Here is a 12844-nt window from a genome sequence, read left to right on the forward strand (position 1 = left end):
AGACGACGCATATCTGCGTGGTCGATATCGACGGTAAGGTTTTGCGACGCGATGTTGTGGCGAGCGATCCCGATGTTCTGGCCAAATGGCTCAACAAACATTGTAGCGATCTGGCGCGCGTGGTGCTGGAGACGGGAACGTTATCGACGTTCCTGTATCATGGGCTGGTCGAGCGTGGGGTCGCGATAGAATGTATCTGCGCGCGGCACGCGAAGGGCGTGCTTTCTGCCCGCGTGAACAAAAGCGATGTCCATGACGCGGAAGGGCTTGCCCAGCTGGCGCGCACCGGCTGGTACAAACGCGTCCACATGAAAGCGTCGGCCACGCATATCGACAGGGCAGCCCTGCGCATCCGGACGCAGTTGATCACAGCCCGGACAGCCATGGCCAATCAGCTGCGTGGGCTCCTGAAACTGTTCGGCCTGCGCATGGGTACCGCCAGAACACCGGGCCGGCGTGCCGAACGCCTGACAGCGTTCTACGCCCAGCGCCCGGATTTGAAGGCTCTGTTTGCTCCGCTCATTGCATCCATGGAGGCTATTGAGGAGCAGCTGCGCGCATACAATCGCCTGCTCAATGACCGGGCAAAGGCGGATGAGGTCTGCGCCCGGTTGATGAGCGTTCCTGGAGTTGGACCAATCACGGCTCTTACATTCACTGCCACCATCGAGGACCCCCACCGTTTTGCCAGAAGCGAGGATGTCGGTGCCTATGCGGGGCTCGTTCCCCGACGCAGTCAATCGGGAGAAAGCGATGTCAGCGGGCATATCTCCAAGGCGGGAGATCCCATGTTGCGCAAGGCGCTTTACGAAGCGGCCAACGTCGCGCTGACCCAGGTAAAGCGACCATTCGCCCTTCAGGCGTGGGGCAGGAAAATGGCCGAAGCGAAGGGCGCCAAGCGTGCCAGAACGGCCGTCGCGCGCAAGCTCGCCGCATTACTTCATTCGCTTTGGCTGAACGAGACGGAGTTCCGCTGGGCCTAAACCTAGCGTTCCTCATCCCGCTTAGCCATGCCCAGGACGATCTCGTCAGAAATGTAGAGGGTCAAACCTCGTTTGGGACTCAGAGACGTCCACCTATTCCGCTGGGCCGCGATCATGAAGGCTCGGACAAACAGCAACCACAGCTGTCCGATGACCTCGAAGACAACCATTGGCGAACGGGAAAAAGGAAGCGCAATGCAGGAATCAATTAGACAACATTTCTGCCGTTCCCTCGCGGCTAACGAACGGCAGGTCTTGGCCGATAGTGTTGAAAAACCCGCCACTGAGCTCGAGGCTGGTACCAGCTTGGGCACGGTCTGGAAGGCCCGTCCAGGTTATGCGAGCGCCGGTGCGGCGGGCATCGGGATCAGCTTTGCCAACTTGCGGAGGTTTTGAGCGGTGGCTGCAAGGAGGAACTCGTCCTTTGCCCCGTTTGGCCCTCGCAGGCGCAAGCGGTCGAGCTTGAGGATGCGTTTGAGGTGGGCGAACAGCATCTCAACCTTTTTCCGCTCGCGGCGGGATGTGACATAGGCGTTGGTTTGGGACAGATCTCTTGCCAGATCCCGTGCACCCTCGTGAATTGATCGGATCACTTTGCGATTGGGCTGACCGGGGCAGCATTGCTGCTTGAGGGCGCAGGCATCGCAGTCATGTTTGCTGGCGCGGTAGCGGATAAACCCGTCTTGATCGACGTCGCCCCGCAGCGCCGCAAAGTTCCTGCGGCGCGGGAACAGCTCTTTGCTGCCGGGACATACATAGAGATCATGTTGGTGATCGTAGCGGAATTCGTCGCGTTGGAAACTTCCGGTCCGGCGCCTCGCGTGATCGAAAATCGGGATATGCGGTTCGATGCCGCGCTCATGGACAAGCCAGGCGATATTGGCGGCATCGCCATAACCAGTATCGGCGGCCAGACGCTGGGGCCAGATGCCAAAACGTTCCTGTGTTCGGTCAATCATCGTTCGCTGCGCTGTCACTTCGGCGGGACGAATGGCCGTGGTGGCTTCAACATCAACAATCACGGCGTTTGCCAAATCGATGAGATAGTTGGTGCTGTAAGCGAAGAAGGCTTGCCCGCCATGGGCGCTTGTCCAGCGCGCTGCGGGATCGGCAGGCGACAGATATTTGGGCGTGACGGGCGATGCAGCCCCAAACACTGCGGCATCGAGCACCTCCAGATACTCCCGGGCAGCATGGTTGACGATGTCCGGGGGCAAGCCCTCCTCGCCAGGCACACCGCGTTGGCGGTTCGCGTCGGCCTTGATCAGGCTGGCGTCGACGGCAAAACCCTCGCCACCGACCAATCCCTCCTCGATGCAGCGCGTGACAGTCATTTCGAACAATTCCCGCAATAGGTCGCTATCCCGGAAGCGGCCGTGGCGGTTCTTTGAGAAGGTCGAATGATCCGGCACCGCTCCATCAAGGCCGAGGCGGCAGAACCAGCGATAGGCCAGATTGAGATGCACTTCCTCGCACAGGCGCCGCTCTGACCGGATGCCCAGGCAATAGCCAATGAGCAGCATCCGGATCATGAGCTCGGGATCGATCGAAGGGCGGCCCGTCTCGCTATAGAATGGCCGCAGCTTCTCCCGGATACCGTCCAGGTTCACAAAGCGGTCAACCGCCCGCAGCAGGTGGCTTTGCGGCACATGGTCCTCCAGGCTGAAGCTGTAAAACAGCGCCTCCTGCATCACCGTCCGAGCACCCATCATCAGCCTGCCTCCCAAAGACAGGCACAGTGAATCAGGACTATGCAATTACTGCAAGGCCGAGTTTTTCAACACTATCGACCAAAAGTGGGCGCTCAAAGAAACGCTACTTGTACATGTCTGGCGGGTAGAGCGTCACATACTGAAAATCGCTGTTCCGAAACCGCAGTGCCTCGATTTCATCGGGATCGCCTTCATCGTTGACTGCGATCGACATGACGACTTCGATCGTGAGCGCGATCTCAGCCTCCCCGCTCTCGTCCTCGAACGGGATGAGCACCTTGTCCTCAGAATCGTACATCGCCTCATCCCAGTTGGGATGGGTGAAGGAGATCAGCGCTTCGACGTCGATGGTGCCCACGACCAGGATCGACCCACCTGCATCAATCGGCTCGAAGGCGGTGAGCTTCTTAATCTCGACTGAATTGACAGTGACCTCGTCGATCTCCGCGTCCATGACGTCGTCGCTCTGCAGACCCCAGGAGTTGAGCTCCTTGTCGACTCCCTCGACCAAATCGTCGTTGTGGGCGGCGAAAAACGCATCCAGCTCGGGAGCTGCCATCTCTAGCCCGAGCGCTTTGAACAGCTCGGGCAGCGATTTTACGAGCGAGATATGCTTCGCGGAGTTTACCGGGCCGTCGAAATCGCCATCGTTCGACACGATGATCACCGGGTGCTTCTTCGACGCCTCCTGCTTCAGGCACTCGAAAGCAAAGGCGTCGGGGAACTGATCCTTCTTTCCGTCGCTGGCGAAAAAGCCTTCGCTTGCTGCATAGGCGTTAAACACCACCGAAGGCTTCACATCGTCGATCTGGAGCGTTTTTGCCTCCAGCGCCTTGAACATTTCTGCAGTTGATTTGTCGTAGATCGCCTTCAGCTTTTCGCGAAGCTCGGGCCGCTTGATGGCGGGAAGCGCAACACCGGTTGCTCCCTCGACGATCTTCCGGAAATGTGGCTGGCTGATCTCCTTGATTGTCTCGAAATCATTCTGGATGTGCTTCTTCGCAACCTCGGTGATGGTGAGATCGGTCGTCAGCAACGATATCAGCCCGACTTCGACTAGGTCCACGATACGCGCGATCTCGGGCCCGCCCGGCGGCTTTCCTGCGCTGATGACGATGTTCGCGTCGAGAAAGACCTTCGGGGTCGTTTTGGTCGGCTTCTTGGCCATCGTCAGGGGCAACTCCAGCTTGGTATTGAACCGGGCAGATGCTTAGCGCCGATTTCGGTGATCGGCGGTACTTTAGTGGCAAGCGTGAACATGACTATTAGTAATCATGAGCGAACTTCAGGAGCTGGGCAGCACCGGCTTTCGGGAACAGTTTGCTCTGTCACGAATGACTGCCCTCTGCTTCAGGGCATTCCATCGGCAGCTTCCAGTCAAGGAGCAGACGAAAGTGGAAGCTGAACGACTCGCTTTTGACGTGGGCGCGGATTAGCATCCGGCCTGATCTCGCCCTTTGCATGACGTGCTGGCAGAGGACTGGCCGGTGATGCCGGCTACGACGCGCAGGTCGGCAACCCTCGCGCGTTCGACAGTCAGGGCCACCTGCCCGTTGAAGCATGACAATGAGGCCACATGGTCAGGTCACCAGGGGATCGTCTGGTTGTCCCAGCGAGTGTATGTGCCGGACGGACCGTCCGGACCGAACTTCGCGACGCGCACGACCTCGCGCGAACCGTCCTCCAGCGTCGCAACGCCCTGATAATTGTTCAGCGCGGTGCTGGTGAATTCCGGCGAGACCAGGTTGACCTTGATGCCGTCCTCCTCATGCTCGATCATCATGGACAGGGCGATGATTTCGAGCGCGCTCTTCGAACCGGCGTAAGCCGGGCTATACGCCTTGCGATACGGGAAGGCTGAGTCCGCGTTCAGCGTCAGCGATCCGGCGCCGCTGCCGACATTGACGACACGCGCGTCCGAAGAGAGCCGAAGCAACGGAAGCACCGCCTGATAGACGGCCAGTGGCCCGAAGACATTGGTCTCCCAGATCGCGCGCACTTCGTCGAGAGGCACAACGGCAACGGAATAGTGTGATGCATAGTCTTCGAGGGCGATGTCGTTGCGCGTCGACCGCGAGACCGCCGCATTGTTGACGAGCAGGTCCAGGCGGCCGACCTCGGAACGGATGCGCTCTGCGGCAGCGGCGATTGACGACGCGTCGGTCACGTCGAGTTGCACGGCAATGGCGCCTTCGCCGATCTCCCGTGCGGCCGCTTCGCCCTTGGCCATGTCGCGCGCGCCGATGAGCATCGTTACCCCGTCTGCCGCCAGTTCCTTGGCGACCTGGAAACCGACACCCTGATTTGCGCCTGTGATGAGCGCGATCCGCTTGTGCCGCATTGGTCAATCCTTATAGATGTGGAACGTGCTCCGTTTATAAACGGAACGCGTTCCGTTATGCAAGGGAGATCAGTCGTGTCGGCGGAAACTGAAGAGATTCCGAAAGCAGAAGGGCCCACGCGGCGGGTGCGGGCGGATGCGCAGCGCAACCTGGTGACGCTTCTCGACGCCGCCAAGCACGTGTTCGCGGAAGCCGGGACCGAAGCGCCGGTGCGCGACATTGCCGAGCGAGCCGGTGTTGGGGTGGGCACTGTCTATCGGCATTTTCCGACCCGCGCCGATCTCATCGCCGCGGTGTTCGCGTATGAGATCGATGCGTGTGCCGACGCTGCCGACCGCATTGCGGCCGAACACCCACCCTTTGCGGCGCTCTCCTTGTGGATGGGGGAGTTCGTGAAACTGGCGTCCACCAAGCGCGGTCTTGCTCAGGCGCTGCACTCGGGCGACCCGGCTTACGACTTCATGCCGGTAAAGCGACAGCAGCGACTCTTCCCAGCGTTCCGAACCCTGTTCGAAGCGGCCGTTACGTCAGGAGAAATTCGCGGGGACGTGAGCGCGGATGATTTTCTCAACGCCGCTGCCACCTTGTGCGCGTCTGCAGGTGATCGCCCCGATCAGGCACGGGGATTGGTCATGCTGCTCGTCGATGGGCTCCGCTGCAAGTGAGTAGACCCGCTCAGCGCGTCTTGTCGTTAATTGGCCGCGCTGCTGCCAGACGCGTCGATGCTTCGCCTTCAGGGCGCTGATATATGCTGAGATCAACCTCGGTAACGAAGCTCACCAAGCAGTAACCGGAAAGCCAGAGAGTTCTGCCGACGGCTTGGGTAATAGAGGTGATAGCCGGAAAAAGGCGGACACCATTCCGCCAGCACGCGAACGAGGCGTCCGTCGGACAAATACTGCTCGATCTGGTCCATCGGGATCGACGCCAGACCATGTCCTCCAAGGACGGCCTTGCGGATCATGCCAGGCGTGTTGAACGTGAGATTGCCCTCAACCCGAACATTGATCTCGCGCCCGTCTTTCTCGAATTCCCAGGCGTAAAGGCCAGCTGCGGTTGCGAGCCGCAGATTGATGCAGTTATGCCGCACCAGATCCTGCGGCGTCTCCGGGATGCCGTTGTTTTCCAAATACTCCGGCGTCGCCACCACTGCCATCTCCAGGTCGGGACCGATGCGGACGGCGATCATGTCTTTGGCGATAGCCTCGCCTATCCGCACCCCCGCGTCGAACCGTTCGGCGACGATGTCAGCAAGGCCATAGTCGATGACGACCTCGACATTGATATCCGGGTACTTCGACACCACCCGCTCGATCGCCGGCCACAGGATCTGCTCGGCAGCTGGTTCAGTGGACGTGATCCGAAAGTGACCGGCCGGCTTGTCTCGAAGGTCGCCAACTGCCTCAAGGCCGATTTCGATCTGGTCTAGGTGCGAACCTACCGCCTCCAGCAACCGCTCACCTGCTTCGGTGGGCGAGACGCTGCGGGTCGTCCGGGTCAGAAGCCGGATGCCTATCCGCTCCTCCAGCCCGCGCATCGTATGGCTCAGCGCTGACTGCGACACTCTCATCTTTGCCGCAGCTTTCGTGAAGCTTCGTTCGCGAGCGATCGCCACGAACGCGGCAAGGTCATTCAGATTTTCTTTGATCACACCGGCCCCGAACTGCGCTTTGCTGAATTTGTTTCATGAGCAATGCTCATAACCGATTGCCGACTTTAATGTCTAATTCTGATCGAGGGATAGGTCTAGCTGTCTGTCATCGAATGCGGGCGTGCCCGGCAGCGAAAAGGACGACATCATGAAAACACGTATTCTTGGATCTGAAGGCTTGGAGGTTTCGGCGCTCGGCCTGGGCTGCATGGGCCTGACATTCGGCTATGGACCAGCAACCGACCTGTCCGATGGCATCGCCCTGATCCGCGCCGCCCATGAGCGCGGCATCACCTTCTTCGACAGCGCGGAAGCCTATGGCGCAGCCAACGAGGAGATGCTGGGCGAAGCCGTCGCGCCGTTCCGCGATCAGGTCGTGCTCGCCACCAAGTTCGGTTTCAAGGATGGCAACCCTGCCGCTGGTCTCGACAGCAGCCCGGCGCGCATCCGTCTTGTCGCCGAGCAGTCGCTCAAGCGCCTGAAGACCGATGTGATCGATCTTTTCTACCAGCATCGGATCGACCCGAACGTGCCGATCGAGGACGTCGCCGGGACGGTCAGGGATCTGATCGCCGAGGGCAAGGTCAAGCACTTCGGCATGTCGGAGGCGGGCGTCGCCAACATCCGACGCGCCCATGCCGTGCAGCCGGTCACGGCGCTGCAGAGCGAATATTCGATGTTCACCCGCGAACTCGAGGATACGATCATCCCGACGCTGGAAGAACTGAACATCGGCCTCGTGCCGTTCAGCCCGCTCGGCAAAGGCTTCCTGACCGGAAAGATCGACGCGGGCACCACCTTCAAGGAAGGTGACGTCCGCGCCAACCTTCCGCGCTTCCAGGATGAGGCGCGCGAGGCGAACGCCAATCTGGTCAAGCATATTGGCGAGATTGCCGAGGCAAAGCAGGCAACCCCGGCACAGGTCGCGCTTGCTTGGCTGCTGGCCCAGAAGCCCTGGATTGTGCCGATCCCCGGCACCACCAAGATCAGCCGTATGCAGGAAAATGCCGGCGGCGCCGACATCGAACTTACCAAGGCCGATCTCGACGCGCTCAGTGATTTGCTCGCCAAGGTTCCCGTGACTGGCGAGCGTTATACGCCGGCCATGCAGGCGGCGATCGACCGCTGATTGGAAGTCGGGCGGCGGTAGCGCCGCTGTCCGACCCACCTCACGCCACAAGGATAGAGATTATGAACACCCCCATGTTGGAGGGTCGGGTGGCGCTTGTCACCGGCGGTAGCAAGGGCATCGGCTTCGGCTCAGCCGAGCGCCTGATCGAGGAAGGCGCCTTCGTCTACATCACCGGCCGCGGCAAGGAAGCGCTCGACGCCGCGGTCGCCAGGCTTGGTGAGAACGCCGCGGGCTTTGAAGCCGACGCCTCGAGCAAGAGTGAGATGGCCGCGGTCGCCGAGGCGATCAAGCAGCGACATGGCAAGCTCGACATCCTCTTCGCCAATGCCGGCCTCGGCCACGCCACGCCGTTCCCCGACCTCACCGAAGCGCAGATCGACAAGGAGATCGCGGTCAACTTCAAGGGCGTCATCATCACGGTGCAGACGATGCTGGACGTGTTGAACGGCGGCGCCTCGGTGGTGCTGAACGCCTCGATTACCGCGGACATGGGCCTGCCCGGCTTCGGCGTCTATGCGGCGACCAAGGCCGCGGTGCGCTCGCTGGCGCGTAGTTGGACCACTGATCTCAAGGATCGCGACATCCGCGTCAACACGATCAGCCCCGGCGTCGTTCCGACCGAAGGCTATAGCGACGAGCAAGGCATGAGCCAGGCGGAAGTCGACGCCTATGTCGAGCGCGCCTCCAAGGAAATCCCCGCCGGGCGGGTCGGCACCTCGCGCGAGATGGGCGATGCGCTCGTGTTCCTCGCATCGGACGCCAGCAAATACATCCGCGGCATCGACCTGGTAGTCGATGGCGGCATGACCCGCGTCTACGCCGGCAAGGCCTGAACCACCCAAACCGCGCATATCAACGAAAGGTCGTTTCATGACCACCGAACAGCCTATCATCACACTCAACAATGGCGTCGAAATGCCCGCCGTCGGGCTCGGGGTATACCAGTCCTCGCCTGAGGAGACGGTCGGCGCCGTGGAGACGGCGCTCAAAGCGGGCTATCGCCTGATCGACACGGCCGCGGCCTATTTCAACGAGCGCGAAGTCGGCGAAGGCATTCGCCGCGCCGAAGTCGATCGGGCCGACATCTTCGTCGAGACCAAACTGTGGATCACAGACTACGGCTTCGATTCCGCGCTGCGCGGCTTCGACGTGAGCCAGAACAAGCTGGGCATCGAAACGCTCGACCTGTGGCTGCTGCATCAGCCGCTCGCTGGGGAGTTTGACAAGACCATTGCCTCCTTCAAGGCTGCCGCACGTCTCCAGTCCGAAGGCAGGGTGCGCGCGATCGGCGTCTCGAACCAGACGCCCGCCGAACTCGAACGGCTGATCGGTGAGACCGGCGTGGTGCCGGCGGTTAACCAGATCCAGGTCCACCCCTATTATCAGCAGCCGGAATGGCGCGCCGCCAACGACGCGCATGGCATCCTTACGCAATGCTGGTCGCCGATTGGTGGATCCTACACCTACAACAATGCGCCGACCAATCCGCTGGAGGACAAGGTCATCACCGATCTTGCCGCCAAATACGGCAAGACACCGGCACAGGTCGTGATCCGCTGGCACCTGGACCATGGATTCTCCGTCATTCCCAAGTCGGTCAAACCGCATCGCATCGCCGAGAATTTCGCCGTGTTCGACTTCTCGCTGAGCGCCGACGAGATCGCAGTCATCAATGCGCTCGACACCGGCGTACGCGGCGGTCCCGACCCGGACACGCTCAACCTCGAGGATCACGGCTGGGTCATCCCGGACTGATTCCTTGCGATGATACTAGGGCGAGGTCGCGGATGGCCTCGCCCGTGATCCCACCAACAGGAAGCGCGCCTCCCGTGACTCGGCTCTCGACATCTGCCCACAATCGGAACCGGCGCGCCAATGGTCGCGGCGAGGCCGTCATCGTGGGCGCGTCGCTGGCTGGTCTGATGGCCGCGCTCACCCTGTCGCGGCGCGGGATAGGCGTGACCCTGCTCGAACGCTCTGACGAATCCGGCCGGACCGGGGCCGCGCTGCAGGCCGATGAGCATTTGCTCGAACGGCTCACCGGCCAAGCGGTCAGGTCGATCGCGCCGGGTATCCAGACCTGGTTCCATGTTCACGGCGCCCTGCGCGAGGCGATCGCGATCGATCCCGCCATTCGGCTCCACCAACATAGTGCGGTTGATACCGTGGGCCAGGACGGCGATTGCGCTTGGGCGATCACCAGCGATGGTCGGAAATATGGCGCCGACATCGTCGTTGGCGCCGACGGCTATTGCAGCGTCGTGAGGCGCAGCGTGGCGCCCGAGAAGCCCGATACGGAGTTCGCCGGCTATCTGATCTGGCTTGGCCTTGTCGATGAAGCGGCACTCCATGCCCGCATGCCCACGGACACCGCCTATCTCGAGAATGGCAGCTATACTTTTCTTGGCTATCCGCTGCCAGGAGAGGATGGCAGTCGGGCGAGGGGGCGCCGGCGGCTCGGCTGGGCCTGGTATGACGCCGGTCGGCAGGACCTGCTGCGCGAAACCGGCGCCGTAGCCGACAATGTCGTGCGCCGCTCGCTCACCCCGGACGACATACCCGAAAGCGTTTTTCATGATTTGGCCGTGAAGGCGGGGCGGCTCTGGCCGCGACCTTGGCGCGAAGCCGTGGCCGATTGCGTCAAGCGACGCTCCATCATCGCCACGCCGATCGCCGAATATCTGCCGGATCGACTGGTCAACCGCCGGCTGTGCCTGGTCGGCGATGCCGCCCACGTCCCGACGCCGATGACAGGCGGCGGCTTCACGGCATCACTGATCGACGCGGAGATCCTGGCAGAGGCTCTCGACGGAAGCATCGCCCGAGGCAGCGTGGTGCCGGCGTTGCTGAGATACGAAAAGCTGCGCCTCGCCGACGTGCGCAAGCTGGTCCGCTCGGGTCAGGACTTCAGTCGTGCCTTTGCCGCCGGCGCGCAGTGACCGGCGTGAACCCCACACCATTCTTGAAAGGACATGATCATGACGAACAAGGCCGACGAGATCCACATCGTGTGCACGGTGCACGCGCAGTCCGAACATCGTGAGCGAGTGGGCATGCTGCTCCTCGAACTCGTCGATCCGGCCCGCGCGGAGGCCGGTTGCCTCTATTACGATCTATACCACGAGCGTGACCACCTCGACACGTTCGTGCTGCTTGACGGCTGGGCGTCCGAGGCAGCGCTCGCGGCGCACGCGGTGCATCCCAACGTCACCCGGGTGGTCGAGCAGCTCAGGCCGCTGCTCGCGTCGCCGCTCGAGCACCATCACAGCCGCCGCATGACCGACCCGGCCTGATCGACGGCATAGCGAGAGCATCAAAGTGGCCCGTGTCTTCATCACAGGATCATCGGACGGTCTGGGATTGCTTGCCGGCCAGCAGCTTGCGGCGGCCGGGCACGATGTCATCCTGCACGCGCGGGATCCGCAGCGGGCGGATGCGGCTCGCTCTGCATTGGCATCCTCTCCGACCGTCGTCACGGGCGACCTCTCGACGCTGGCGGCGATGCACTCCGTCGTCGAGCAGGTGAACGCGATCGGTCGCTTCGATGCCGTGATCCACAATGTCGGCACTGGCTACAACGACCGGCGGCGTGAAGGCACGGACGACGGCCTGTCGCGGATTTTCGCAGTGAACGTGCTCGCGCCCTATGTCCTCACCGCTGGCATGACTCGACCGGACCGGCTGGTCTATCTCAGCTCGGGCATGCACACCGGCGGCAATGCGGATTTGGACGACGCACAGTGGGAACGTCGGCGCTGGAATGCGAGCCAGGCCTATTCCGATACCAAACTGCATGACACAATTCTGATGATGGCCGTGTCCGAGCGGTGGACGGATGTGATGGTCAACGCCGTCGACCCCGGCTGGGTGCCGACCCGGATGGACGGCGCCAGCGCGCCGGATGATCTGGATAAGGGTGCAGATACGCAGGCATGGCTTGCGGTCAGCAACGATCCGACGGCACGCGTAACCGGGAGTATTTCCATCATCGCCAGCGCCGGCCCGTGGCGGGGGTCGCGCATGATCCGGCCGTGCAGCAGCGCCTGCTCGATTACCTCCAAAAGCTTTCCGGCGTGCAGCTGGACTGAGCTTGCACCTTTACTCGAACCAAGGAATGCGACCCATGACCGCAACTACCCAGAAGATTGAGCCCGGCGACACAATGGCGGTTTCGCCCGCGTTGGCCCAATACACCCGCGAGACAATACTCGGCGACCTGTGGAAGCGCGACATCATCACCCCGCGTGATCGCAGCCTTGTGACCGTCGCTGCGCTGATCCAGCGCTCTCAGCCGATCGAGCTGGCGCATCATGTCGCGCTTGCGCTCGACAATGGCGTGAAGCCCAGCGAGATTTCGGAAGCGATCACCCAGCTCGCTTTCTATTCCGGATGGGGCAACGGCACGACAGCGGTGGCCGTCGCACAGCAGGTCTTCGCCGAGCGCGGGATCGTCGAGGATCAACTCGCGCCGGCTTCCGTTGAATTGCTCGAACAGGACGCGACGGTAGAAGCAAACCGCGTCGCGGCCGTCGAGGGCATGGTCGGCCCGGCGTTCGGTGCTCTCGCCGACTATACCACGAGCGTCCTGTTCGCCGACCTTTGGCTACGCTCGACGCTCAGCCCGCGCGATCGCAGCCTGGTGACCATGAGCGCGCTCATCACCGCCAACCTGCCGGCGCAGATCGTCTTCCACATCAACAAGGCGATGGAAAACGGGATGACAGAAGAACAGGTCGCCGAGGTCATCACCCATATCGCCTTCTATGCGGGGTGGCCGAACGCCATGAACGCGGCCGTTGTTGCCAAGGACGCGTTCGCCAAGCGCAAAGGCTGACCTAGCTCAAACTGGCGCTTCAGCCGCCAACACTTCGAGCCAACGTCAGCTTTCGGCTGAAGCTGACGTTGGTTCTAACTCGTCGAACGTCTTGAAGTGGTCGCGTGCCGCCGAAAGCCGAACACCGCATCGTGGGATGAAGCCGCCGTTCCCGAAGCGATGCGTAAACGGTTGCTTACGATCAAATCGG

Annotated in this window: 14 protein-coding genes; 10 read left to right on the plus strand and 4 right to left on the minus strand. The window is 61.7% G+C overall.

The features are described from left to right. On the plus strand, positions 1–983 hold a 983-nt coding region (locus tag PMI02_RS20805; protein WP_007686615.1), incomplete at its 5' end, for an IS110 family transposase. A gap of 335 nt (positions 984–1318) precedes the next feature. On the opposite strand, the gene PMI02_RS20810 is transcribed toward PMI02_RS20805, so the two are convergent. Beyond that, on the minus strand, positions 1319–2695 hold the full coding sequence (locus PMI02_RS20810) for an IS1182 family transposase (RefSeq protein ID WP_007686616.1): 1377 nt from the start codon (positions 2693–2695) through the stop codon (positions 1319–1321). A 103-nt stretch (positions 2696–2798) separates the two neighbouring features. Continuing rightward, positions 2799–3863, minus strand: coding sequence for a PIN domain-containing protein (locus PMI02_RS20815; RefSeq protein ID WP_007686617.1), 1065 nt, complete (start codon positions 3861–3863; stop codon positions 2799–2801). Between the two features lie 106 nt (positions 3864–3969). Between PMI02_RS20815 and PMI02_RS27535 the strand changes: the two genes are divergently transcribed. After that, positions 3970–4131, plus strand: coding sequence for a hypothetical protein (locus PMI02_RS27535; protein ID WP_162130169.1), 162 nt, complete (start codon positions 3970–3972; stop codon positions 4129–4131). 149 nt (positions 4132–4280) lie between these two features. Here the strand turns inward: PMI02_RS27535 and PMI02_RS20820 are convergent, their stop codons facing one another. After that, on the minus strand, positions 4281–5036 hold the full coding sequence (locus PMI02_RS20820; RefSeq protein WP_007686620.1) for an SDR family NAD(P)-dependent oxidoreductase: 756 nt from the start codon (positions 5034–5036) through the stop codon (positions 4281–4283). 75 nt (positions 5037–5111) lie between these two features. Between PMI02_RS20820 and PMI02_RS20825 the strand changes: the two genes are divergently transcribed. After that, the gene (locus tag PMI02_RS20825; protein WP_007686622.1) at positions 5112–5702 is read left to right on the plus strand and encodes a TetR/AcrR family transcriptional regulator; all 591 of its coding nucleotides are present in this window, start codon (positions 5112–5114) and stop codon (positions 5700–5702) included. A gap of 92 nt (positions 5703–5794) precedes the next feature. Here PMI02_RS20825 and PMI02_RS20830 read toward each other — a convergent pair whose 3' ends face one another. After that, complete coding sequence (locus tag PMI02_RS20830; RefSeq protein ID WP_036504851.1) at positions 5795–6688, minus strand: LysR family transcriptional regulator; 894 nt, start codon at positions 6686–6688, stop codon at positions 5795–5797. A 148-nt stretch (positions 6689–6836) separates the two neighbouring features. Between PMI02_RS20830 and PMI02_RS20835 the strand changes: the two genes are divergently transcribed. From PMI02_RS20835 to PMI02_RS20865, 7 genes are all read left to right on the plus strand, one after another. Next, positions 6837–7817 (plus strand): aldo/keto reductase, encoded by a 981-nt coding sequence (locus PMI02_RS20835; protein WP_007686627.1) that lies wholly within the window; start codon positions 6837–6839, stop codon positions 7815–7817. Positions 7818–7879: 62 nt separating this feature from the next. After that, positions 7880–8653: an SDR family oxidoreductase gene (locus PMI02_RS20840; protein ID WP_007686628.1), complete on the plus strand. Its 774-nt coding sequence runs from the start codon at positions 7880–7882 to the stop codon at positions 8651–8653. Positions 8654–8690: 37 nt separating this feature from the next. Further along, positions 8691–9575 (plus strand): aldo/keto reductase, encoded by an 885-nt coding sequence (locus PMI02_RS20845; protein WP_007686630.1) that lies wholly within the window; start codon positions 8691–8693, stop codon positions 9573–9575. Positions 9576–9607: 32 nt separating this feature from the next. After that, positions 9608–10759, plus strand: a complete 1152-nt coding sequence (locus tag PMI02_RS20850) for an FAD-dependent monooxygenase (RefSeq protein WP_007686632.1) — start codon at positions 9608–9610, stop codon at positions 10757–10759. 33 nt (positions 10760–10792) lie between these two features. Continuing rightward, a complete protein-coding gene (locus PMI02_RS20855; protein ID WP_202948639.1) occupies positions 10793–11113 on the plus strand; it encodes a putative quinol monooxygenase in 321 nt (106 codons plus the stop codon). Between the two features lie 25 nt (positions 11114–11138). Beyond that, positions 11139–11969, plus strand: coding sequence for an SDR family NAD(P)-dependent oxidoreductase (locus PMI02_RS20860; RefSeq protein WP_007686637.1), 831 nt, complete (start codon positions 11139–11141; stop codon positions 11967–11969). Further along, the gene (locus PMI02_RS20865; protein ID WP_007686639.1) at positions 11944–12654 is read left to right on the plus strand and encodes a carboxymuconolactone decarboxylase family protein; all 711 of its coding nucleotides are present in this window, start codon (positions 11944–11946) and stop codon (positions 12652–12654) included. The genes PMI02_RS20860 and PMI02_RS20865 overlap by 26 nt, the downstream gene beginning before the upstream one ends. Positions 12655–12844: the final 190 nt, after the last annotated feature.

Source organism: Novosphingobium sp. AP12 (assembly GCF_000281975.1).
Taxonomy (GTDB): Bacteria; Pseudomonadota; Alphaproteobacteria; order Sphingomonadales; family Sphingomonadaceae; genus Novosphingobium.